This is a genomic window from Gemmatimonadetes bacterium SCN 70-22 (assembly GCA_001724275.1).
GTDB lineage: Bacteria > Gemmatimonadota > Gemmatimonadetes > Gemmatimonadales > Gemmatimonadaceae > SCN-70-22.
Genome location: MEDZ01000022.1, coordinates 12,354 through 35,047 on the forward strand (window position 1 = coordinate 12,354; position 22,694 = coordinate 35,047).

Below are 22,694 nucleotides of genomic sequence, written 5' to 3' on the forward strand. Positions count from 1 at the left end.
GATGGCCACCGGGGGGATGATCACTTCACGCGCTTGCCACCCTGGATCACCACGCGTACGTCGCGCATCACCGTCATGTCGGTCAGCGGGTCGCCGCGCACGAGGATGAGGTCCGCGAGGCGGCCGGGCGCGAGGACGCCCAGGTCGTGCTCGCGGCGCAGGAAGCGCGCCGGCCAGAGCGTCGCCGACTGGATCGTCTCCATGGGCGAGACGCCGAGCTCGACGAACTTGACCATCTCGCGCCAGGTGGCGTCGTTGTGGAACATCGCCGGGATCCCGGCGTCGGTACCGATCATGAGGCGCACGCCGGCGTCGCGCAGCTGCCGGAACTTGGTGGGAAGGAGCGGGAGTCGGGAGGGGAAGAGCGCGTAGTACGGCAGGTGCGGGATCTGCGACAGCGAGGCGCGGATCTCCCGGGCCATGTCGTTAGGCATGAACTCCCGCCACGCCGGGTCGTCGAGCCGCTCGGGGAAGACCGAGCCGGTGTAATAGAGGGTGTAGAGCGGCGAGACGGTCGGGGTCCAGTAGAGCGCGGAATTGCGCTCGCGCAGCTGCTGCAGGATGTCCTCGGGATATCCCGGAGCGGTGCCGAGTCCCGTATGCTCGAAGTTGTCGATCCCATGCCGCAGCCCCACGCGGATCTCCGCCATCCGGTGGGCGTGGGCCACGACCGGCTTCCCGTTCCGGTGCGCCGTCTCGACCACCGCCGCCACCTCGGCGTCGGTCATCTGGTCCTGGTCGATCAGCTTCACCACGTCGACGCCGGCGTCGATGATGCGCTGCACCTTCCGGCGGGCGTCGTCGGCGCCACTCACCCCCCAACGGAACGGCTGCTCGTACGCTTCGTAGGCCTCGTGCTGGATGAACGGCCCCGAGACGAAGAGCCGCGGCCCCGGGATCTCGCCGGCCGCGATGCGCCGCTTGACGGCGAGGATGTCGTCCAGGCGTGCGCCCAGGTCGCGGGCCGACGTGACCCCCGCCATGAGGAGCTGCCGCGCCGCGATCGGCATCACCAGCGAGGCATCGCGCGTCCCGTACAGGTCGTCCCAGCGCTGGTAGTCGCCGTGCCCCAGGATGTGCAGGTGCACGTGCATGTCGATGAGCCCGGGCATCACGGTGTGGCCGTTGGCGTCGACGATCGGGACGCCGGAGGGGACGGTGACCTCGCCCTGGCGCCCGACGGCCAGGATGCGCTCGCCGGCGACGAGCACGACGCCGTCCTCGATGACGGGCCCGCCGTAGCCGTCGATGATCCGCCCGCCGACCACCGCGAGCGTCGCGCGTGCGCTGCCCTGCGCAGTGAGCGCACGCCACGGCACCGCGAGCGCGACCATCGCGGCGAGCGCGAGGCCAACGAACGGATGCATCCGGCGCACGCCCCGGAGGCCGGGAGGGCGCCCGGATGGACGGTGTGGTGCGGTGCGGCGAGTCTCGCGCTGCAGGATCGGGGTCGGCATGGGTCAGGCGGGAGAATGTCGGGTGGCGAAACGGGTCACGTCGGCATGCCGGAAGCGATCGAGGATGGTCGCCACCGGTTCGATGGCGTGGATCCCCGCCACGCTTCGCCCGGCCTGCCAGTAATCGCGCGCGGCGTCGCCACGGGCGTTCGATCGCTTGAGGCTGAGCACCGATCGCGCCGCGTACAGGGTCCGCATCCACTTCTTCGTGCGGCGACCGCGCAGGAGCACTCGCGCGATGGCGCCGGCGCGCAGCCCGACGCGCTGGATGTACGGCGTGTTGATGACGGCGACGGGGACGCCCGTCAGGCGCTCGGTGAGGACGATATCGCGCTCGTCGGCATCGACGATCGCCTGCTTGTAGCGCGGGTGCGCCGAGCACTCGGGCGTGGCGATGAATCGGGTCCCCATCTGGACGCCCGCGTAGCCGAGGGAGAGGGCGTGCACGTATTCCTCGACATCCCCGATCCCGCCGGCGCACACGAGGGGGAGGGCGAAGGGGGCGAGCTCCTCGAACAGCGCCTGGGCCGTGCGCGACCCGGCATGCCCTCCTGCGCGCGCGTTGACGGCGATCAGCCCGTCGCACCCCGCGTCCGCTCCCTTGCGGGCCCACTTGGCCTCGGTGACGTCGTGGTACACGACGCCCCCTGCGGCATGCACGCGGTCGCACACCCAGCGCGGGTTCCCGAGGGAGGTGACGAAGAAGCGGACGCCTTCCTCGAGCGCGACATCGACCCAGCGCACCATGCGCTCGTGGTAGGCGCGCGCGGTCGACTCGATGAGGGCGTTCATCCCGACCGGGCGTCCGCCGGCGAGGCGTTGGATGAGGCGGATCCCCTCGCGGAAGTCGTGCCCGTGCACGTACGTGAGCGAGACGGGCTGGACGATGCCGAGCGCCCCGCCGGCGGAAATGGCGGCCACCAGTTCGGGGTTCGAGCACGGGTACATCGCCCCGCCCAGGATGGGGAGCTCGATGCCGGCGTGCCGGGTGAGCGGGGTGTCCATCGGGTGCCTAACGACCACCGGTGTCGCGCCATCCCTCGGGCTGCACGTTCCACGTCACGCGGGCGCGCGCCACCAGGTCGCCGAAGGCATCGACGATCGTGGCCTCGGGGTGGAGGGTGAGCGGCGCGTTCACCTCCGGCAGCTGCACATCCGCGCGCGCCGTCAGCGTCCCGCGGGCCTTCTTCGCATAGTCGATCTCCAGGCGCACCACGATGCCGCGCGTGCCCGGAGGGAGCGCCGTGAGCATCGCCGTCCCGCTGCAGAGCTCCGCGAGGTTGGCGAGCGCGACGGCATGCACCGAACGCAGGTGGTTCCGTATGGCGCGGCGGTCGCGGAGGACGCACACGGCGTGTCCGGGGGCGAGTTCGACGACGCGTGCGCCCAGCGCCCCCGTGTACGGGACCATGCGCCCGAGCAGGCGATTGAACAGCCAGATGCCGCCCGGGCGGCGCGCGAGACGCCGCCACATGGCGAGGATGCGGGCACCGGGGGCGTCGAGGGACGGAGGCATGGCGGAGGCGACGGGCGGCGGGACGACGTGACCCCGACGGTCGTACAACGTACCGCGCGGCGCGTCCCCTGACGAGGCGGTGCGGATGCGGGCGATTGGCGTACGCTCACCTCGGGCCCCGATGCGGACGGGGAGGGGTCGTGCCCGGCACCGGGGCGCCGTCAGAGGTGCCGCAGGAAGCGTTCGGGGTCGGTGAGGAAGTCGCGTGTGAGGGCGACGTGCTCCAGCGCCTCGTAGGGGACCGCCTCGACCGGGCGCGCATCGAACGAATAGATCGTCGCACCGGGAAAGGCGAGGAGGATCGGCGAGTGCGTCGCGATGATGAACTGCGACGACGCGCCGACCATCTCCTTCAGCATCGCGATGAGGGCGAGCTGGCTCTGCGGCGACAGGGGGGCTTCCGGCTCGTCGAGGAGGTACAGCCCGCCCGGCACGAACCGGGACTGGAACAGCTTGAGGAAGCTCTCGCCGTGCGAATGGGCGTCGAGGTCGATCCCGTAGCGCGTCTCCATGTCACGCAGCGAGCCCGCGAGGGGGCCGAGCCGCAGCGCGCGCGCCCAGTCGCTGCGGTCGCGGTACTCGAGCTCGACCTCGGCGATCTCCGCGAGCAGGGCGGCACGCATGCGGGCGATCGTCCTGGTGAAGCCGAAGAAGTCCTCGGCGCGCAGGAAGAATCCACGCCGGGTGCGCGCGCCGCGCCACGTGAGGGCGATAGAGGCCGCGAGGGCGCGTTGCGCCTGCAGCGACTCGTCGGCGTCCACGCGCAGTTCGCTCCCGAGGGATTGCACTCCGGTGGCGGCGGCGAGCCCCTCCAGCAACGTCGACTTGCCGGAGCCGTTCTCGCCCACGAAGAAGGTGACCGGGGTCGGGAATTCCAGTATCCCGAGCGTCCGGATCGCGGGGACGGAAAATGGAAATCGCTCGGCTGACCCAGCGGGCGGGGGGCGCAACCCGAGCGATCGGAGCGGCAGCATTGTCGGCAGGCGCTTCGTATTGGAGGCAGTCGGCACTGGCGCCGTCGGGCGCCCGGCCGGAGTTTAGCACCATTCGAGCCATGCGGGAGCCAACGCCATGCGAAGCACGCTGTCGATCATCCTCTCCCTTGGGGCCGCTGCGACGGCGGCGGGGGGACAGGGGAGCCCCCTTCGTCCCTTCGCGCCGGGGGACTGGTACAAGGTCACCACGCTGTCCTCCCCGGCCATCTCTCCGGACGGCAAGCGCGTGGCGTTCACGGTGACCACCGTGCGGGAGGGGGAGAACCGCCGCCACAGCGAGGTCTGGGTCGTCCCCACGGCGGGGGGCGAGGCGCAACGCTTCACCTCCGCGGGATACGAGTCGTCGAACCCGCGGTGGTCGCCCGACGGGAGCTGGCTCCTCTTCTCGTCGCAGCGGCCAGGGGGCGGGCGGGGGCGTTCCTGGGGGCTCCGAATGGACCAGCCGGGAGGCGAGGCGGTGTCCACCGATCGCTACCCCGCCGGTTCCGTGCCTAACGACAAGCGCTTCGTGGTGTGGAGCGAGCCGACCGCGCCCGACTCGGCGCGCGCCGACACCGCGCGCCGGGACCCCCTGGCCCGGATGCAGCCCATGGCGCGCCCGCCGCACGGTGCCATCACCCGGCCGGTCGACCCTGCCCGGTTCGACGGGCGGCACATCACGGAGATGCGGTACAAGGCCAACGGGCAGGGCTTCCTGCCGGGACCGCGCGAGGCGCGCAGCTATCGCCCGGTCCAGGTCTGGATGCAGCCGCTGGACGGCGCCGGGGCGAGGCGCATGATCGACAGCACGCCCTATTCGCGCCGGGGGGCGACGGTCTCGCCGGATGGGCAGTGGATTGCCTTCGTCGCCGATGCCCAGCTCCGCCCCGATTCCGTCGTGGAGGCGGAACGCGACTCGCTGGCGCGCCTCCCGTACAACGCCCGGCGCGACGAGGCGCCCCGCAACGACGCCGACATCTTCATCATCCCGGTGAACGGCGGGACGCCGCGGCGCCTGACGAGCGCGATGGGGAGCGAGAGCGACGTCGCCTGGTCGCCCGACGGGGAGCGCATCTCGTTCATCAGTGCGCCGACGCGCATGAGCAACCGCTCGCTGTACGTGGTGGACGTGAAGGGTGGGACGCCGACGAACCTGCTGGCGGAGTGGCAGTACGAGCCGGACCAGTACGACTGGCTCCCCGACGGGCGCATCGCGATGTGGGCCAGCATGGGCGGGCGGAGCGCGATGTTCCATGTCGCCCCGGCCACGAAGGCGCGCACCGAGGTCATCGGCGGGCGGCGACAGGTGCGCGGCACGTCGATCGATGCGTCGGGGAAGCTGGTGGCGTACGTGGCGACCAGCATGGACAAGCCGACGGAGCTCTTCATCGCCAACATCGATGGCTCCGGCGAGCGGCGCCTGACGAGCTTCAACGACGCGCTCCTCAAGGAGGTCGCCTTCAGCGACGCCGAGCGCTTCACGTACCGGAGTGTCGGGAACCTGGAGATCGAGGGGTGGCTGATGAAGCCCTACGGCTACCAGCCGGGGCGGAAGTATCCCCTCGCGCTCTACATTCACGGTGGCCCGCACGCGCAGTACGGCGAGGGGTGGTTCGACGAGTTCCAGAACCTGGCCGCGGCGGGAATGTGGGTGCTGTTCACCAACCCGCGCGGCTCGGGAGGCTACGGTGCGAAGTTCACCTACGCCACGCGCGGCCGCTGGTTCGCGGAGGATTACCAGGACCTGATGAAGGCCGTGGACATCGCCGCCGCGCGCGCGGACGTCGACTCCACGCGCATGGGGGTCACGGGGGGGTCGTACGGCGGGGTGATGACTGCATGGGTGACGGTCAAGACGAACCGCTTCAAGGCGGCGCAGGCGGACCGCATGATCAGCAACTGGTGGTCGTGGTACGGGACGAGCGATGCGCAGGGGCTCACCGAGTTCGAGTTCTACGGCAAGCCGTGGGACAACCCGGCGATGTACGACTCGCTGTCGCCGATCCGCTACATCCGGAAGGTGAAGACCCCGACCTTCATCGTGCAGTCCGAGGAGGATCATCGCACGCCGATGACCGATGCCGAGCAGTGGTACATCGGGCTGAAGAAGCAGGGAACCCCGGTGGAGTTCGTGCGGTATCCGCGTTCGACGCACGACCTGTCGCGCACCGGCGAGCCGTGGCTCCTCGTCGATCGCCTGGGTCGGCTTCGCCAATGGTTCACCTACTGGCTGGTCGACGGCGGCTCGCCCCGCGCCGCGACGGGCGGACGCTGACGGTCGCCGGCGGGACACGCGTGGCACTGCCCTCCACGCTCGCGCGGTGCGTCTCCCGCACCGCGCGTCGGGTGCGGTCGGTGCGGCGATGATCGCGATCCTCGCGGCACTGCAGCTGGCGGCGCTCGTGCTCCTGGCGTGGCGGCTGGCGCCCGGGTGGCGACGACGCCCCGCCGTCCTCCCGCTCCCCGAGGGGCGGGAGGGACCGTCCGTCTCGGTGGTGGTCGCCACCCTGAACGAGGCACGGCGCATTGCCCCCTGCCTGGCGGGGTTGCACGCGCAGGGGGCCCCGCTGCAGGAGGTCATCGTGGTCGACTCGCACTCGAGCGACGGCACCGACGCCATGGTACGCGAGATGGCGGCGCGGGACCCCCGCTTCCGGCTGGTCCACGATGCGCCGCTTCCTCCCGGTTGGGTTGGGAAGGTATGGGCGCTGCAGTGCGGGCTGGCCGAGGCCACGGGGGAGTGGGTGCTCGGCGTGGACGCCGATACCGAGCCGCACCGCGGGATGGTCGCCGCGGTGGTGCGCGCCGCCGAAGCGCTGCGCTACGATGTCGTCTCCTTCTCGCCGCAATTCGCGGGGATGACGGCCAGCGAGCAGTGGTTGCAGCCGTCGATGCTCCTCACGCTCGTGTATCGCGCGGGGGCCGCGGGGGTGGCCGATCCGTCACCCGACCGGGTGATGGCCAACGGGCAGTGCTTCCTGGCGCGGCGCTCGGTCCTGCTTGCGCACGGGGGGTACGAGCTGGCGCGCGCCTCGTGGGCCGACGACGTCACGCTGGCGCGTGCCCTCGCGGCGCGGGGCGTGCGCGTCGGCTTCCTCGAGGGGTCGCGGCTCTACAAGGTGCGTGCCTACGAGAGCGTCCGGCAGATGTGGCGCGAGTGGGGGCGCTCGTTCGACCTGAGCGATGCGACCACCTTGCGGCGTCAGTGGAGCGACGTGGCGTTCATCACCCTGGTCCAGGGACTGCCCTGGCTCGTGCTCGCCGGGGCGGCCATGGGGAGGCTCCCGGTGGGGACACTGGCCGGGCTGGCGCTCCTGCGAACCAGCCAGGTGCTCGTCGCCATCCGCATCCTGATGCTCTTCGCCCTGTGGGGGAGCTACGAGCGGCGGACGATGGGCTACTGGCTCTCGCCGCTCTCCGACCCGGTCGCGGCCTGGCGCCTCCTCCTCTCCACGGTGCGGCGCCCCTCGGCATGGCGGGGGCGCACGTTCACGTTAGGCTCCTCCCGCGCGGCCGGGTAGCGGGACGGGACCGCGCGCCACGCGCCCGCTCACCAGGCGCACCGTGGCGACGACGCCGACGATCAGGGCCATGGCGGCGAACGACCCCGCCTTGCCCATGTAGATGTGAAGGGCGAGGTAGCCCGATGCGATCACGAGCGTCCCGACCGTCATCGGCGCCGCGTACCGCGCGAAGTCACGGAAGCTGATCCGCACCCCCTCGTGCTCGGCGAGCCCCACGGTCGTGACGTTCGCCGACGCCCCGATCACCGTCCCGTTCCCGCCGAGGCATGCGCCCAGCGAGAGTGCCCACCAGAGGACGTCGGCGTTGGCCCCCATCCCCGGGATGAGGCGCGCGACGATGGGAATGGCGACGGCGACGAAGGGGATGTTGTCGATGAGCGCGGAGAGGGCGCCGCTGACCCAGCAGATGAGGAGCGCGGCGAACAGGAGCGTCCCCGAGGACGACAGCCCCATCACATGCGCCCCCGAGACCACGGTCCACTGCAGGGCACCCGCGAGCCGCTCGATGAGCCCGGTCTGTACCGCCGCCCCGACGACGATGAAGAGGAAGCCGAAGAACGACAGCGTCGGCCATTCGATGTCGTGCTCCGTCACGTGCAAGATGCCATGTGTACGCTCCTCCGCCGTGGGACGCGCCGATCGCATGTACAGCCGGTCCTGCACGGCGAGGGCGGCGGCGGCGCCGATCAGCGCGGGGACCGCGGGGGGCATCCCCGTGAGGTGGTGCGTGAGGAAGCCGGCCAGGATCCCGGCGCAGATGACGCCCAGCCACCGCGCCAGCGTCGGGTCGGCGAGCGGCGTGGGGAGCGAAGCCGCCCCCTCACCGACCGGCTGCGCGGCGCGCAGCGCATCGGCGTAGTAGCGCTTCGTGTACCACTCCAGCCACAGGATCATCAGGGCGCAGGGGAGCGTGAGGTCCTCGAGGAAGTCGAGGAACGACAGGTTGGCCCCCGATCCGATCATGATGTTCGGCGGATCGCCGATGAGCGTGGCGGTTCCCCCGATGTTGCTCGCCATGATCATGGGGAGCAGGTAGACCGCCGGGTCGAGTCGCAGGCGACGCGCCATCCCGAGGACCATCGGTGTCACGAAGATCACGGTCGTGACGTTGTCGAGGAACGCCGACAGCAATGCCGTGAACCACCCGATGAGGGCGAGCAGGACGTACGGGCGCGGGCCGGCGCGCTGCATCAGGTGGCCGACCCCCCATTCGAACACACCCGTGGACTTGAGCACGCCGACCACCGCCATCATCGAGGCCAGCAGGACGAGGACGTTGAAGTCCAGCGCCTGGGCGACGCCTTCGAAGGTGATCAGGCGATAGGGGGTGAAATAGGAGATGACGAAAAGGAGCGCCACGGCCCCCATGGCGACGAGCACGCGATGCGCGGCCTCGAGCGTCAACAGGATGAAGACACCGGCGATGATCGCCCCGACGATGGCCTGGGAGACGGGGTCGGTGGTCGAGGCCGCGGCGGCGTGACCCTCCTGGCCCAAGAGCGCGGTGAACGGGGCGAGCATCGCCCCGACGACGAGCAATCCCGATCGCATGCGTACCGTCCTGGGCCAGTGTGCGCCGATGATCCCCACATCTCCGTAGCCGGCCGTCCCGGCTGCATGGGGCCAGCGGCGGCGCGTCGGGCGACGCGCGGGACCATCCCCCACTGCAGCATGCGCTGCAGCGGCATGGGCGAGTGTGGCACCGGATCCCCGGTCCTGCAGTAGGAGCTTCCCCGTCTTTTCCCGGGATGGTGTCAGCAGGATTCCCGACAGACCAGCGTCGTGCCGGCCGCACTGCCGTGCGGGACGGCTCGCGAGCCGCCACGGGGCTGGCGACACGAACGGGGGCAGACGAGGGGAGAATCCCCGTCCGCCCCCGTGTGTCGTCGGCACCCTACAGCTGCTTGATCTCGGCGACCAGCTTGGTCAGGCTCGACTTCGCGTCGCCGAAGAGCATCGACGTCCGCGTGGCGTAGAACAGCTCGTTCTCGATCCCGGCGAACCCCGCGCCCATCGAGCGCTTGAGCACGATGCAGCTCTTCGCCTTGTCCACGTCGAGGATCGGCATCCCGAAGATCGGCGACGAGGGATCGGTGCGCGCCGCCGGGTTCACCACGTCGTTGGCGCCGATCACGATGGCGACGTCGCAGTTGTCGAATTCGGAGTTGATGTCCTCCATCGCGAACAGCTTGTCGTACGGGACGTTGGCTTCCGCCAGGAGGACGTTCATGTGCCCGGGCATGCGCCCCGCCACAGGGTGGATGGCGTACTTCACCGTCCCCCCCTTCTTCTCGATGAGCTCCCCGAGCTCGCGCACCGTGTGCTGCGCCTGCGCCACCGCCATGCCGTAGCCGGGGACGACGATCACCGACTGCGCGTAGGCCAGCTGGATCGCCGCGTCCTCGGAGGAGATCGACTTGACGGTGAGCCCGGCCGCGCTCTTCCCCGAGGCCGCCGTCGCGCCGCCGAAGGCGCCGAACAGGACGTTGGCCAGCGAGCGGTTCATCGCCTTGCACATGATCTGTGAGAGGATGATGCCGGACGAGCCGACCAGTGCCCCCGAGACGATGAGGACGTCGTTCTTGATCACGAATCCCGTCATCGCCCCGGCCAGCCCCGAGTACGAGTTCAGCAAGGAAATGACCACGGGCATGTCGGCCCCGCCGATGGGAATCGTCAGCAGGATCCCGAGGGCGAGGCTGAGGACGCAGACGGCGTAGAACGGCCAGAGCAGCGAGTCCGGCGTGTAGAGCTGGTAGGCGCTCAGCGCGACGATCGCCACGAAGACCAGGGCGTTGAAGCTCTTCTGGGCGGGGAAGGTGATCGGCTTACCCGTCATCACTTCCTGCAGCTTGGCCCAGGCGATCATCGAGCCGGTGAACGTCACCGCGCCGATGAGGAGCGAGAGCTGGATCGTGATCCCGGTGTCGAGCGGGATCTGCTCGCCGTGCAACTCGGACTTGAGGAACTCGGCGCCACCCACCAGGAGCGAGGCCGCGCCGCCGAAGCCATTGAGCAGCGCGACCATCTGCGGCATCGACGTCATCTTGACGGCGCGCGCCATCCACCACCCCAGCGCCGACCCTACCAGGAGCCCGCCCATCATCGCCGCCGGGGTGATGATCTCCAACTCGAGCACCGTCACCACGATGGCGATCAGCATCCCCACACCCGAGATCGCGTTCCCCCGGCGCGCGGTTGCCGGGCTTTGGAGCTTCTTGAGCCCGACGATGAACAGGACGGCGGCCACGAGGTACAGCAGCCGTACGATGGAGGCGGACATCACTTCGCATCCTCCTTCTTGAACATCTGGAGCATGCGGTCGGTGACCGCGTAGCCGCCTACCACGTTCATCATGGCGAAGGCGACCGCGAGGAAGCCGAGGACGGACGAGATCCACCCGAGTCCCGCCGATGCGACGATGACGGCGCCGACGACGGTGATGCCCGAGATGGCGTTGCCGCCCGACATGAGCGGTGTGTGCAGCGTGGGCGGCACGCGCCCGATCAGCTCCGCGCCGAGGTAGGTCGCCAGCACGAAGATGACGATCCCGGTGATCAGTGCATCAGTCATGGGAGAGGAGAAGACGAGAAGACGAGAAGACGAGAAGACGAGAACCCCGGGACGCCATCAGGCGCGGGCGTTCCCGTCGTGGGCGACACACATGGGGGCGACGATCTCGTCCTCGAGGTCGAGGGCGAGCGCGCCTTCCTTCGTGGTGATGTGCTGCAGGAGCGTGAGCACGTTCTTGCTGAACATCACGCTCGCGTGGAACGGAATGGAGCTTGGCAGGTTCACCGCCCCCACGATCGCGACGCCGTTCACCTCCACGACCTCGCCCGCCCTGGTCAGCTCGCAGTTCCCGCCGCTCTCGGCGGCCATGTCCACCACCACCGTTCCGGGGCGCATGCTGTGCACCATGTCAGCGGTGATGATCCGTGGTGCGGGTCGCCCGGGAATCTGCGCGGTGGTGATGATGATGTCCTGCGTCTTCACGTGCTCCGCGAGCGCCGCGAGCGTCCGGGCCTTTTCCTCCTCCGTCTGCTCGCGCGCATACCCCCCGGCGGCCTCGGCGTCCTGCTGCGGCTCGGGACCGATGAAGGTGGCGCCGAGGGAGAGCACCTGCTCGCGGGCCGCGGCGCGCACGTCGTAGCCCGACACCACTGCCCCGAGGCGGCGCGCCGTCGCGATCGCCATCAGGCCGGCCACGCCGGCGCCCACCACGAAGGCCTTGGCCGGCGGAATGTTGCCGGCGGCCGTCGTCAGCATCGGGAGCAGCTTGGGCGTGTGCATCGCCGCCAGCAGCACCGCCTTGTAGCCGGCGACGGTCGCCTGCGATGACAGGATGTCCATGGACTGGGCCCGCGTGATGCGCGGAACGCGCTCCAGCGCCAGCGCCGTCACCCGGCGCGCGTTGAGCGCCGCGAGCGTGTCCGCGCTCGTCGACGGCTGCAGCAGGGAAATGACGAGCGCCCCTTCGCGGACCAGCGCCGCCTCGGCGGGTGAGGGGCGTTGCACCTTGCAGATGACGTCAGCATCGCCGAGCACGGCGCCGGCATCTTCGACCAACTCGGCGCCCGCGGTGGCGTAGGCGTCGTCGGGGATGAAGGCGGTGGTGCCCGCGCCCCGCTGCACGCGTACCTCGATGCCACTCTTCTTGAGGCGCGCCACGCTCTCTGGGACGAGAGCCACGCGCCGTTCACCGGCTGCGGACTCGCGAGGAACTCCTATGCGCATGTTGAATGATCCCGGGTGGAAAGGACGCGGCATTCTGTGCTGCGGCACGGAAGGGCACAAGACGGAAAATCCCCCGGCGCCGTAGGTAGGGGATCAGGGAGGCCGGGAGATCTTCGGTATGGCACGGAGCGGGGCTAGCGGGGGAGGTACTTCGCGGGGATCTCGTTCCCCGGGCGCTCCGCGTCCCAGAAGATCCCCACCACCCACCATCGATCGCCGTCCCGGAGGAGCTGGATCGAGTTGATCCCGCGTGCGAACGGCTTCTCCGACAGGTCGGCGGTTCGGCGCGACTCGTACGTCGAGAAGACGTGCGTGATGTTGCCGTACGACTCCACCACGCGATGGACCTCGCGCTCGAAGAAGCCCATCTGCTCCAGGCGGGCGCCCGCCGAGTTCACGTAGTCGTCGGCGCTCCACATCACCACCTCGGCCTTCCCGTTAGGCATGGGGCGGGTCGGCATCAGCCGCGCATTCGGCACCATGAGCGAACGGAACCGCGTCCAGTCGCGCCGGGCGCCCGCCGGGCCCGAGATCACGTCGTAGAGCGCAGCGATGATCGCATCGACCGAGGCCACATCCCCCGCCCGGGGCGCGGGGCGGGGAACGGTGTCGGGCGACGGGGGGCGGATGACCGGAGCCTGGGCTTCCAGCGCCAGCGGCATCACCAGTAGGCAGGCGCCGGCCACGAGCGGACGAAGCAGGGGCATCATCGAGAGGGCAGGGGTGAACGGCGGATCGCCGCCGGCGCGTGCCGGTCGAGGCACGCGCGGGACTCCGCACGACTCCCGGCAAGGGCGCGCCAAAACTAGGCCCGCTCCAGCCACTGCACCATCGCCCGCCCGAACGCCGGCAAGTCGGCGGGGAGGCGGCTGCTGATGAGGTTCCCGTCGACGACGACCGGGGCATCGACCCACTCCGCCCCCGCGTTCGCCAGGTCGTCGCGGATTCCCACAGTGCTCGTCAGGCGACGCCCACGGACGATGCCGGCCGAGATCAGGATCCAGGGTCCGTGGCAGGTCGTTGCGACCATCTTGCCGGCGCCATGCACCTCACGCACCAGCTGCAGCACCGCGGGGTCGCGCCGCAGCTTGTCCGGCGCCCATCCGCCCGGGGCGACGATCCCCAGCAGGTCGTCGGCTCCCCACTCGCGCGCATTGCCGTCCACACGGCACGGATAGCCGTGCTTTCCCCTGTAGGACGGATCGCCCAGTCCGGCCAGCGGGACGGTGTAACCCGCTTCTTCCAGCCGGAGTTTCGGGTACCACACCTCGAGGTCCTCGTACTCGGGACCCACGAGCATCAGCACCGTTCCGGATGCCATGCCGCGCCTCGCTTGCTGTGCGCGCCGCTGCGTGCGGCGTGCCCTCAACTCTCTCCCGCTCGCGCGCGCGGCGCAGTCGGGGTATTTCCCACCTGCCCCCCTGCAGCACTCCGGCACCCACGAGCGGGAGACCCCACCGGCGTCAGGGGCGATAGGTGATACCGAGGTACGGGCGGACCTTCTGGCGATAGGGCGCATCCATGGAATAACCGGCACCGAATCACGCGCGCACGCCCGGGAGCCGCGCGAAGCCGATGGTCGGGACATCCCACTCCCGCTCCACCCCCAGCACGCGCTGGAAGCGCGTGAGCGAGTCGCCCGCCGCCACCCAGATGGCATATGGCTGGGCCCCCGCGATGCGCGTGGACAGCTTCACCAGTCCGAGCCTGCGGCCCGAGGCAAGACCGACCGGCACCGCCGGGATGGCGACGCGCTGCCCGAGGTAGGCGCCGTCGAGGAACGGCGGATCGCCCCCGCCCACCGCGAACTGCTCGAACGCGCGCCCCGGCGTGCCGGCGTCGGCCGCGGTCGTCGCCCCGATGGTGGCCTCCGCCCGCAGCGGCAGCGGCGTGCCGCCTAACGCCAGCGCCACAGTCGCCCATCCCCGGCGCCAGGAGTCGCCGCCCGTCTCCCCCTGCGCCACCTGGGCGCGAAGCTGCGGACGCGCCACGATGCCGCGCCGGCTCCACTCGACTGCCGCGTGCATCTCCGCGAATCCCATCGCCCGGCTTGCCCCGGCGAGCGCGCCCGCATCGAGACGCGCCAGGCTCCCCCCAGCTCGCAGGGAGTAACGCCCCCCGCCCCGGTCGCGGTCGAATCGCGCGGCAAGCCCCGCGCCCGACAGGCGGGCATCGATGTCGCTGGCGGCGAGGCGTCCGGCGGCCTGCCTCGACGGTGCCTGCTCCACGTGCCACCCGCTTGCCTCGAGCCGCACCGGCCACAGGCGCAACGCCGCGGCCAGTGATCCGCCACGCCACGCGCCGCGCGATCCGACGCCACCCTGGGCGACGGCGCTCAGCCTCCCCACCGGGTCCACGTTGGCCGCCATGAGCGACACCATGTCGCCATCGGGGCCGAGTGACGCGCCCGGGAGGACGCGCCAGGCGCGCGGCCCCGCACCATACGACTGCGGGCCAGCGACGGCGTGGGCGGTGAATGACCGCCCCACGTCTGGCGGTTCCACCGCGGCGGGGGCGAGTCGGGCATCGAGTGCCACGACGGGATCCGCGCCGTTCGCCAGCGCCTGATGGAGGGGGAGGCGACGCACATCGTATCCCTTGGCGTGGAGCGCCAGGTACCAGATATCGCCGCGCGGGCCCACGTCCGGCGCCGCCACGCTGCCGAGCACGCGCGTGAGGGTGCGCGGCACGTTGGACTCCGGGTCCAGGAGTTCGAGGTTGGCCACCCCCCCTCGCTCGCTCACCACCACCAGCGTTCCCTCGGGGGTCCACGATGGCGAATGACGATTGGCGCCGTCGCCGGGGTCGACGGGGCGGGCGCTCCCCGTCGCGGCGTCCACGACATAGGTCCACCAGCGCCCGTCGCGCTGGACGCTGGCGGCGATGCGTCGCCCGTCGGGCGACCATCGCGGCCGATGCCAGGTGACGGTGGGTGAGCCCGGCGCGATCGGCGTCCAGCGTCCGCTCCCCAGGTCCACGAGGACCAGGCCGCAACTGCCGGCGTCGCACCGCACCGCCGCGGCGCGCGTCCCGTCCGGGCTGGGATCGCCCCACCGTATCCCCGCGCCGTGCGTGACACGTTGCACGTGTCCGTTCCGCGTGTCCCAGATGAACAGGTCGGGCCGCACGGCGCCGTCGCCTAACGGTTCGTCACGGCTCACCAGGAGTCGCGCGTTGTCGGCGAACCAGCGGGGATTCTCGTGCCCGCGCCCCCCTACCGCGTACAGCATTTGCAGCGCGCGGCGCGGCGGCGGGAACGAATCGAATGGCGCGACGTCGAGCGGGTCGCGCTCGAGCATGCGGGCGACCCGGCGCGCGCGCGCGCCCGCCGACGCCGAGTCGCGCCCGTCGTCGTGCGACGACCAGATCGCCAGCCGCGACGGCTGCGACGGCGTGCGCAGGACCACGGCCACGCGTTCGCCATCGCGGGAGAGGGCCGGCTCGCCGGTCCCCCACGCCAGCTTCTGGACCAGCTCGCCCTCGACGATGCCCGCGGCTTGCAGCTGACGTCGCCCCTCCAGCGCCTTCGCCATGACCTCGGTGAAGAACGCCCCGTAGAGGTCGTCGGGCCCGGCGCCGTATACCCCGCGGAAGGCCTCCGCGAAGCTCCGGCGCTGGCGCGCGCTCATGCGACGCCACAGGTGGTCCAGGCTCGCCTCGCCCTTGCGCTCGGCCAGCCACTCGAGGAACGCGCTGCCCACCAGGTAGCGCATCGACCCGCCCAGGTACGTCGTCGCCCCGTCGAGCTGCGCGTAGGTCGGGAGGCGCCCCTCCAGCGCCCACTGCCGCATCACCGCGGCGCGCCCCACCGAGTGCGGGCGCCCGCTTCCCGTCAGCCGCCCTTCGAGGTACGTGGCGTACCCCTCGATCACCCAAGCCGGCGACTTGCGCGCCACCGGCCCGACGCGCGCCGGCAGCAGGCGCCAAAGCAGCCGCTCGGCGGGGTTGCGTGACGGAATCGTGAGGTGGGCCACGTGGCCGTACTCGTGCACCGCGAGCACCTCGCCCCAGCCACGATGCTGCCCGAAGCCCGGCGTGGGCGACGGCGGCGTGGGCCAGAGGAAGATCACCGGCGCCTCCAGCAGCGGGACGGCGAATCCGTTCGACACGTTGCCGGGATCCTCGACCATGACGGTCACACGCGCGGCGGGTGCGTTGCCGACCAGGGCATTCACCGCCGCGGCGTACGATTCCATCCGCTCGGCCACCGGGAGCACCCAGCCTCGCATCTCCGCCGGGAAATGCAGGCGAAAGTGCGCCGTCTCGATCGACTCCCAGTCGCGCTCCGGCCGCGTCAGGTATTGCGCCCGAACGGGCGGGGCCGCGGCGAGGAGGAGCAGGGCGGCCAGCGCCGCGCCGTGGATGCGTCGTGGATGCATGCGAGCGTTTGGCGAGCGATGGGGCAGGGGTGGGGCACTCCCGAGAGGCACGACGGCCGAGACGGCCACGAGCCTGCGTCGCGGACCGACGTCGGGGGTCCGTCCAATCTGGCGCATCCCCGCCGGATACCGTAGGGGCGCCTCGGCCGTCCGTTGCCTAGGCGTTCGGTGCGTATCCCATTGCCCGCAGCCGGGCGATGCGCGTCGTCATTGGCGGGTGCGATGCGAGCCAGCCTGCCACGCGCCGCCCCCCGCCGCGTGGATCGGCGATGCACAGGTGTGCGCTCCCGGTCTTGATGGCGCGCGTTGGCGCTGCCGCCCCTTCCAGCTTCTCCAGCGCCGACGCCAGCGCCAGCGGGTTGCGCGTGTACTGCGCGCTCATGGCGTCGGCGAGATACTCGCGCTCGCGGCTCACGCCCATGGCCAGCAGGCGCGTGATCAGCGGGGCCAGGATCCAGCTCAGGACCCAGAGTGCCAGGAGGACCAGGACGAGGAGGTTCCCTCCCTCCTTCTTGCCGCGTCGCCCGCCGCCCCCACCGCTCCCGCTCCCGCTCCCGAGGCGAGCGCCGCCACGCCCCACCATCCGCCAGATGCCGTCGCCGATGAGCGCCACCGCGCCGACCAGGGCGGCGAGGATCGTCATGAGGCGCACGTCCAGGTTGCGGATGTGTCCCATTTCGTGCGCCACCACCCCCTGCAGCTCGTCGCGCGAGAGGGTGCGGAGCAGCCCCTCGGTCACCGCGATGTGCGCGTGCTGGTCGTCCGCCCCGGTGGCGAAGGCGTTGGGGTCGTCATCCGGGACGATCCAGAGGCGCGGACGGGGGAGGCCGCTCGCGATCGCCATCTCCTCCACCACGTTCACCAGCTGGCGCTCCTCGGCGCTGGCCGGCTCCACCACCTCGCGTGCCCCGGTGGACCAGAGCACCTTCTGCGCCCCGGTGGTCCAGGCGTAGGCGGCGATGGCCGCCGCCAGCGCCGTCAGGAGCAATCCGCCCGCGGGAAAGACGTGGTGATAGCTCCCGGGCGGGGCGTCGCGCGTCGCCAGGAAGGCGATGTAGTCGCCGCCGAGCCCGAGCCAGGCGAAGAAGAGGATGAACCCGGCCACGACCCAGCGAGACCGGGAGCGGTTGCGCGCCTGCTGTGCGAACAGGTCCAGCGTCAGAGCTCCACCCGGGGGACCGCGCGCTCGGCGTCGTCCGAGATCTCCCACAGCTCGGCCGGGCTCGCCCCGGCCACGGCCGCCACGAAGACCGTCGGGACCTGTCGCTGGCGCGTGTTGTACTGCGTCGCCGTGTCGTTGTAGAGCTGCCGGGCGAAGGCGATCTTGTTCTCGGTCGAGGTCAGCTCTTCTTGCAGCTGCGCGATGTTGGCCGTCGCCTTGAGCTCGGGGTAGGCCTCGACCACGGCGAGGAGGCGCCCCAGGGCACCCGTCAGCTGCGCCTCGGCCCGCGCGGTCGCGGCGACGCCCGCCCCCGACTCCTCGACCTTGATGGCCTGGTTGCGGGCCGAGACGACCGCTTCGAGCGTCTCCCGCTCGAACGCCGTCGCCCCCTTGACGCTGTTCACGAGGTTCGGGATCAGGTCGTGCCGGCGCTTGAGCTGCACGTCGATCTGCTTCCAGGCGTTCGCCACCTGGTTCTTCAGCGCGATGAGCCCGTTGTACGCCCCCACCAGCCAGAACACGAACACTGCCGCGAGTGCGAAGAGGATGAGCAGTCCCATCGGGTGCCCCCGTATAGGTGGAGGGTGACCTGTTCCGTCGCCGTGGCCGAAAACGCGCGATGGGACGAAAGCCATGGCTCCCGTCCCATCGATGGACTACGTGGGAATCCCCCGCGGGGTTACCACGCGGACATCACCCCTTCCTGGCCTTGGCCGCGTCCTGCAGCCAGGTGAGGGGGATGAGGAAGAGTGGCGTCAGCATGTGACCCAGGAGGAGATTGACCCAGGTGAGCGCCAGGTAGAACGTGCCAAGGCCGAGTCCTGCCCACAGCGTGCCAAACGGGGATGCGTGCTCCACGGTTCGTCCTCGATTCAAGATGGTCGGTCTGCCGGAAATAGTAGTGAGCGGCGGCGCGAGACACCAGCCCGCGCGCGCCGAGCACCGAGACGCACGGATGGGCCGAGGCGTCATCCGGGGGGGCGGGTCGTCGCCCGCATCGGCGGGGGCGGGCGCTAGATTGCATGCATGCGTGCCGGACCTCGCACATCCCGCTGCCGGAGGGCGCACGATCATCGGCCCTGATCGCATCGGCACCGCCGTCCGCACCCTGCTCGGCGGGGGCGAGCGGCTCGTGCTCGCCGTCTCCGGCGGGGTCGACTCCATGGTGCTGCTCCACGCCGTGGCGCACGCCCGCCCCGGTGGGGGGGGCGACGGGATCGTGGTGGCCACGTTCGACCACGCCTCGGGGGCGCACGCGGCCGCGGCCGTCGACCACGTTAGGCGCCTGGCGGGCGCGTGGGGGGTCCCCGTGGTGACCGGGCGCGCGGCCGCGCCGATGCGGGGCGAGGCCGCCTGGCGCGAGGCCCGGTGGCGCTTCCTCCGCGACGTCGCCGGCGAGCGCTCGGCGCGCATCGCCACGGCGCACACGCGCGACGACCAGCTCGAGACGATCGTGATGCGCGCGTTGCGGGGTGCGGGGGCGCGCGGGCTGAGCGCACTCCTGGCGCCGTCGGACATCCTGCGCCCGTTCCTCGACGTGTCGCGGGCCGCGGTGGAGCGCTACGCCGATGCGCACGCGGTGCCCTGGATCGAGGATCCCACCAACCGCGATCGCGCCCACCTTCGGAACCGCGTGCGCCTGGATCTCCTTCCCGCGATGCGTGCCCTGTCGCCGGGCTTCGACGAGGCGATGCTGGCGCTCGCGAGGCGCGCGGCGGAAGTGCGGCGTGCCTGCGCCGCGATCGCGCGCGACCTGGTGGTGGACGTCGCTCCCGGGCGCGTCGTGGCCACCCGCGTGACCAACGCCGAATGGCCCGCGCCGGCCCAAGCGCTCCTCTGGCAGGCGATCGCCGAAACGGGGGGGATCGTCCTCGATCGGCGCGGGACCGTGCGGCTGGCGCATTTCGGCTGCGAGGGGCGTCCTGGAACTCTCATCCCCCTGTCGGGGGGCTTCGAGGCCGTCCACCGGCACGAGACGATCGAGCTGCGGCGTCGCCTCGCCGCGCCCACCGATCGCGTCACCTTGCGGCTGGAGGGGGCGACGATTTTCGGGGTGTGGCGCTTTCGCGCGCTCGAAGCGACTAACTTACGGGGGAGCGAGATCACCGACGCGCGGCACGCCTGGCTCCCAGCCGATGTCCCGCTCGAGGTACGACCGTGGCGCGCCGGCGATCGCATGCTCACCTCGGGAAGCCGGCCACGCCGGGTCAAGCGGTTCCTCGCCGATCGGCGGGTGGCCGCGGCCGACCGCGCGGGGTGGCCGGTTGTCGTCGCCGGGGGTGAGATTGTCTGGATTCCGGGAGTACGCCGCGGTCACGCGGCAACCGTTCGGTCCGGCCGGCCGCGAGTCTGCTTCGTCTGTGAACGTGTCAATGACTGATCCACGGCTCGAGGGGCGTGCGGTGAAGCGCATCGCCTTCACCGCCGGGCAGCTGGCCGCCCGGGTGACGGAGCTCGGGCGCGAGATCACGATCGCCTACCCCGACGGCGAACTTCTCGTCCTGGGGCTGCTGAAGGGGAGTTTCATCTTCCTCAGCGACCTGGTGCGGTGCGTCGACCGTCCGCTCAAGGTGGATTTCCTCGTCGCCTCGTCCTACGGGAACGACATGGTGTCGAGCGGATTCGTCCGTTTGGTGTATGATCCGGAAACCGAGCTGGAAGGGAAACACATTCTCCTCGTAGAGGACATCGTCGATTCCGGTCGCACCTTGAGCAAGGTCATGGACGTACTGCGGTCGCGAAATCCGCGGTCGCTGGAGATCTGCGCCCTGCTCGACAAGCACATTGCCACCCATTTGGCCTATCCCCCGAAGTTCGTGGGGTTCGACGCACCGGACGAGTTCCTCGTCGGCTATGGGCTCGACCACGCCGAGCGCTTTCGGCACCTCCCGTACATCGCGAGTTTGCAGTAACCAGGGATCGCTGACATGCCGCCCACTCCTCCCAAGAAGCAGTTCAACTGGGGTCGCTTTTCGAAGGGGCTCTCGTTCTGGATCCTCGTGATCCTGATTCCCGTTGCCGTCATCCAGTTCTCCGGCGCCAAGGGCGAACCGGCGACGGAGATCAGCTACACCGACTACCGCACCGAACTCGAGCGCGGGAACGTCACGCGTGCGACGATTCGCGCGGGGCAGACGGTGACGGGAGAGTTCAACCAGCGCGTCATGCAGAAGGGGCGCGAGGTCAAGAAGTTCCTCGTCCGGCTCCCGATGGAGAACAGCCCGGAGGAGCTCAGCGCGCTGCGCGACAAGAAGGTGGCCATCGATGCGCAGGAAGCGCGCCCGTCGATTGGCGCCTTCCTCCTCAACTTCCTCCCGTACCTCATCCTGATCGCCATCTGGATCTTCCTCTTCCGCCAGATCCAGGCGGGGGGAGCCAAGGCGTTCTCGTTCGGGAAGTCCAAGGCCAAGCTCCTGACGGGCGATACCCCCAAGGTGACGTTCGCCGACGTCTCCGGGTGCGACGAGGCGAAGATCGAGCTGCAGGAGATCATCGAGTTCCTCAAGGACCCGCAGAAGTTCACGCGGCTTGGCGGGCGGCTCCCGAAGGGGGCGCTCCTCATCGGGCCGCCGGGGACCGGGAAGACGCTTCTCGCCAAGGCGGTGGCCGGTGAGGCCGGGCGTCCGTTCTTCTCGATGTCGGGCTCGGACTTCGTCGAGATGTTCGTCGGCGTGGGGGCCTCGCGCGTGCGGGACCTGTTCGAGCAGGGGAAGGCGCACGCGCCGTGCATCATCTTCATCGACGAGATCGACGCGGTGGGGCGTCATCGCGGCGCCGGACTCGGCGGCGGGCACGACGAGCGGGAGCAGACGCTCAACCAGCTCCTCGTGGAGATGGACGGCTTCGAGTCGAACGACGGCGTGATCCTCATCGCGGCCACCAACCGGCCGGACGTCCTCGACCCGGCGCTCCTGCGCCCGGGGCGGTTCGACCGTCAGATCGTGGTCGACGCCCCCGACCTGCGCGGGCGCGAGGGGATTCTCCGCGTCCACCTCCGCAACAAGCCGATCGCGGAGGATGTGAACATCAACCGCATTGCGCGCGGCACGCCGGGGATGGCGGGCGCCGACCTCGCGAACCTCGTGAACGAGGGGGCGCTCCTGGCGGCCCGCCGCGGGCACGACAAGATCTACATGACCGACCTCGAAGAGGCGAAGGACAAGGTCATGCTGGGCGCCGAGCGCAAGTCGCTGGTGATGAAGGAAGAGGAGCGCCGCCTCACGGCCTACCACGAGGCGGGGCACGCCGTCTGCGCCGTGATGGTTCGCGGGAACGATCCCCTGCACAAGGTCACGATCGTGCCGCGTGGCCGGGCGTTAGGCGTGGCGTTCACGCTCCCCGAGGACGACCGCGTCTCGGTCACGCGCGAGCAGCTCGAGGCCCGCCTGGTGATGGCGTATGGCGGGCGTGCGGCCGAGGAGATCGTCTTCGGGCGCGACCGGGTGACGACCGGGGCGGCCAGCGACATCCAGCAGGCCACCGCCATCGCCCGCCGCTACGTCACGCAGTGGGGGCTTTCCGAGGCGATCGGGCCGATCCTCGTCGGCGACAACGAGCAGGAGGTCTTCCTCGGCCAGCAGATCATGAGCCGGCGCGAGGTGTCGGAGAAGACGGCGCAGCTGGTCGACTCCGAGGTCAAGAAGGTCATCGACGACGCCTTCAGCCGCGCCGTGCAGACGCTGACGGAGCACCGGGCCCTCCTGGATTCGGTGGCGGCGATGCTCCTCGAGCGCGAGACGCTGACGCGCGAAGACTTCGAGATCCTGGTCCGGGGCGAGAAGCTGCCGCCGCGTGCGACGCTCCCGCCCTCGTCGCCGCCCGCCGTGCCGGCGGCGCCGACGCCGGTGGCACAGCCCAAGTCGGTCCCGCCGCTCCTCGGCGGACCGGAGGTGAGTCCCGCATAACGACGCCACGGCGCCTCTCCGTGCCGCCCCTGGGCGCCGCC

At 70.8% G+C, this 22,694-nt stretch carries 18 protein-coding genes; 5 read left to right on the forward strand and 13 right to left on the reverse strand.

The window, feature by feature from the left end:
- Nucleotides 1-20: 20 nt before the first annotated feature.
- From ABS52_11840 to ABS52_11855, 4 genes are all read right to left on the reverse strand, one after another.
- Nucleotides 21-1,367: a hypothetical protein gene (locus ABS52_11840; protein ODT02848.1), complete on the reverse strand. Its 1,347-nt coding sequence runs from the start codon at nucleotides 1,365-1,367 to the stop codon at nucleotides 21-23.
- Between the two features lie 93 nt (nucleotides 1,368-1,460).
- Nucleotides 1,461-2,462, reverse strand: coding sequence for a 2-nitropropane dioxygenase (locus ABS52_11845; GenBank protein ODT02849.1), 1,002 nt, complete (start codon nucleotides 2,460-2,462; stop codon nucleotides 1,461-1,463).
- A 7-nt stretch (nucleotides 2,463-2,469) separates the two neighbouring features.
- Entirely contained in the window at nucleotides 2,470-2,973 is a 504-nt protein-coding gene (locus ABS52_11850; GenBank protein ODT02850.1) for a hypothetical protein, read from the reverse strand.
- A 161-nt stretch (nucleotides 2,974-3,134) separates the two neighbouring features.
- A complete protein-coding gene (locus ABS52_11855; protein ID ODT02851.1) occupies nucleotides 3,135-3,947 on the reverse strand; it encodes a hypothetical protein in 813 nt (270 codons plus the stop codon).
- Nucleotides 3,948-4,044: 97 nt separating this feature from the next.
- On the opposite strand from ABS52_11855, the gene ABS52_11860 reads away from it, so the two are divergent.
- Both ABS52_11860 and ABS52_11865 read left to right on the forward strand, forming a co-directional pair.
- Nucleotides 4,045-6,222 (forward strand): hypothetical protein, encoded by a 2,178-nt coding sequence (locus ABS52_11860; protein ID ODT02852.1) that lies wholly within the window; start codon nucleotides 4,045-4,047, stop codon nucleotides 6,220-6,222.
- An 88-nt stretch (nucleotides 6,223-6,310) separates the two neighbouring features.
- Complete coding sequence (locus tag ABS52_11865; protein ID ODT02853.1) at nucleotides 6,311-7,468, forward strand: hypothetical protein; 1,158 nt, start codon at nucleotides 6,311-6,313, stop codon at nucleotides 7,466-7,468.
- Here ABS52_11865 and ABS52_11870 read toward each other — a convergent pair.
- From ABS52_11870 to ABS52_11910, 9 genes are all read right to left on the reverse strand, one after another.
- Nucleotides 7,442-9,022: a hypothetical protein gene (locus ABS52_11870; protein ODT02854.1), complete on the reverse strand. Its 1,581-nt coding sequence runs from the start codon at nucleotides 9,020-9,022 to the stop codon at nucleotides 7,442-7,444. The two genes, ABS52_11865 and ABS52_11870, sit on opposite strands and share 27 nt — an antisense overlap.
- 343 nt (nucleotides 9,023-9,365) lie before the next feature.
- Entirely contained in the window at nucleotides 9,366-10,754 is a 1,389-nt protein-coding gene (locus ABS52_11875; GenBank protein ID ODT02855.1) for an NAD synthetase, read from the reverse strand.
- Complete coding sequence (locus ABS52_11880) at nucleotides 10,754-11,044, reverse strand: pyridine nucleotide transhydrogenase (GenBank protein ID ODT02856.1); 291 nt, start codon at nucleotides 11,042-11,044, stop codon at nucleotides 10,754-10,756. Before ABS52_11880 ends, ABS52_11875 begins: the two co-directional genes overlap by 1 nt.
- A gap of 57 nt (nucleotides 11,045-11,101) precedes the next feature.
- The gene (locus tag ABS52_11885; protein ID ODT02857.1) at nucleotides 11,102-12,208 is read right to left on the reverse strand and encodes an NAD(P) transhydrogenase subunit alpha; all 1,107 of its coding nucleotides are present in this window, start codon (nucleotides 12,206-12,208) and stop codon (nucleotides 11,102-11,104) included.
- Between the two features lie 134 nt (nucleotides 12,209-12,342).
- Entirely contained in the window at nucleotides 12,343-12,915 is a 573-nt protein-coding gene (locus tag ABS52_11890; GenBank protein ID ODT02876.1) for a hypothetical protein, read from the reverse strand.
- Between the two features lie 98 nt (nucleotides 12,916-13,013).
- Nucleotides 13,014-13,529: a protease gene (locus ABS52_11895; GenBank protein ODT02858.1), complete on the reverse strand. Its 516-nt coding sequence runs from the start codon at nucleotides 13,527-13,529 to the stop codon at nucleotides 13,014-13,016.
- A gap of 220 nt (nucleotides 13,530-13,749) precedes the next feature.
- A complete protein-coding gene (locus ABS52_11900; protein ID ODT02859.1) occupies nucleotides 13,750-16,587 on the reverse strand; it encodes a hypothetical protein in 2,838 nt (945 codons plus the stop codon).
- A 157-nt stretch (nucleotides 16,588-16,744) separates the two neighbouring features.
- Complete coding sequence (locus tag ABS52_11905; GenBank protein ODT02877.1) at nucleotides 16,745-17,749, reverse strand: hypothetical protein; 1,005 nt, start codon at nucleotides 17,747-17,749, stop codon at nucleotides 16,745-16,747.
- Nucleotides 17,746-18,309, reverse strand: coding sequence for a hypothetical protein (locus tag ABS52_11910; GenBank protein ODT02860.1), 564 nt, complete (start codon nucleotides 18,307-18,309; stop codon nucleotides 17,746-17,748). The genes ABS52_11905 and ABS52_11910 overlap by 4 nt, the downstream gene beginning before the upstream one ends.
- Before the next feature lie 470 nt (nucleotides 18,310-18,779).
- Here ABS52_11910 and ABS52_11915 point away from each other — a divergent pair, with 470 nt between their 5' ends.
- From ABS52_11915 to ABS52_11925, 3 genes are read left to right on the forward strand one after another with little or no spacing between them, the layout of a single operon-like run.
- Nucleotides 18,780-20,129, forward strand: a complete 1,350-nt coding sequence (locus ABS52_11915; protein ODT02861.1) for a tRNA lysidine(34) synthetase TilS — start codon at nucleotides 18,780-18,782, stop codon at nucleotides 20,127-20,129.
- Nucleotides 20,122-20,661 (forward strand): hypoxanthine phosphoribosyltransferase, encoded by a 540-nt coding sequence (locus tag ABS52_11920; GenBank protein ODT02862.1) that lies wholly within the window; start codon nucleotides 20,122-20,124, stop codon nucleotides 20,659-20,661. Before ABS52_11915 ends, ABS52_11920 begins: the two co-directional genes overlap by 8 nt.
- Nucleotides 20,662-20,676: 15 nt before the next feature.
- Nucleotides 20,677-22,653 carry a cell division protein FtsH gene (locus ABS52_11925; GenBank protein ID ODT02863.1) on the forward strand — a complete coding sequence of 659 codons (1,977 nt, stop codon included), beginning with the start codon at nucleotides 20,677-20,679 and terminating at the stop codon, nucleotides 22,651-22,653.
- Nucleotides 22,654-22,694 lie beyond the last annotated feature (41 nt).

Coding starts and splice junctions, on each gene's coding strand:
- ABS52_11840 (ODT02848.1), bottom strand. CDS start 1,367: ATGCATCCGTTCGTTGGCCTCGCGCTCGCCGCGATGGTCGCGCTCGCG.
- ABS52_11845 (ODT02849.1), bottom strand. CDS start 2,462: ATGGACACCCCGCTCACCCGGCACGCCGGCATCGAGCTCCCCATCCTG.
- ABS52_11850 (ODT02850.1), bottom strand. CDS start 2,973: ATGCCTCCGTCCCTCGACGCCCCCGGTGCCCGCATCCTCGCCATGTGG.
- ABS52_11855 (ODT02851.1), bottom strand. CDS start 3,947: ATGCTGCCGCTCCGATCGCTCGGGTTGCGCCCCCCGCCCGCTGGGTCA.
- ABS52_11860 (ODT02852.1), top strand. CDS start 4,045: ATGCGAAGCACGCTGTCGATCATCCTCTCCCTTGGGGCCGCTGCGACG.
- ABS52_11865 (ODT02853.1), top strand. CDS start 6,311: ATGATCGCGATCCTCGCGGCACTGCAGCTGGCGGCGCTCGTGCTCCTG.
- ABS52_11870 (ODT02854.1), bottom strand. CDS start 9,022: ATGCGATCGGGATTGCTCGTCGTCGGGGCGATGCTCGCCCCGTTCACC.
- ABS52_11875 (ODT02855.1), bottom strand. CDS start 10,754: ATGTCCGCCTCCATCGTACGGCTGCTGTACCTCGTGGCCGCCGTCCTG.
- ABS52_11880 (ODT02856.1), bottom strand. CDS start 11,044: ATGACTGATGCACTGATCACCGGGATCGTCATCTTCGTGCTGGCGACC.
- ABS52_11885 (ODT02857.1), bottom strand. CDS start 12,208: ATGCGCATAGGAGTTCCTCGCGAGTCCGCAGCCGGTGAACGGCGCGTG.
- ABS52_11890 (ODT02876.1), bottom strand. CDS start 12,915: ATGCCCCTGCTTCGTCCGCTCGTGGCCGGCGCCTGCCTACTGGTGATG.
- ABS52_11895 (ODT02858.1), bottom strand. CDS start 13,529: ATGGCATCCGGAACGGTGCTGATGCTCGTGGGTCCCGAGTACGAGGAC.
- ABS52_11900 (ODT02859.1), bottom strand. CDS start 16,587: ATGCATCCACGACGCATCCACGGCGCGGCGCTGGCCGCCCTGCTCCTC.
- ABS52_11910 (ODT02860.1), bottom strand. CDS start 18,309: ATGGGACTGCTCATCCTCTTCGCACTCGCGGCAGTGTTCGTGTTCTGG.
- ABS52_11920 (ODT02862.1), top strand. CDS start 20,122: ATGACTGATCCACGGCTCGAGGGGCGTGCGGTGAAGCGCATCGCCTTC.
- ABS52_11925 (ODT02863.1), top strand. CDS start 20,677: ATGCCGCCCACTCCTCCCAAGAAGCAGTTCAACTGGGGTCGCTTTTCG.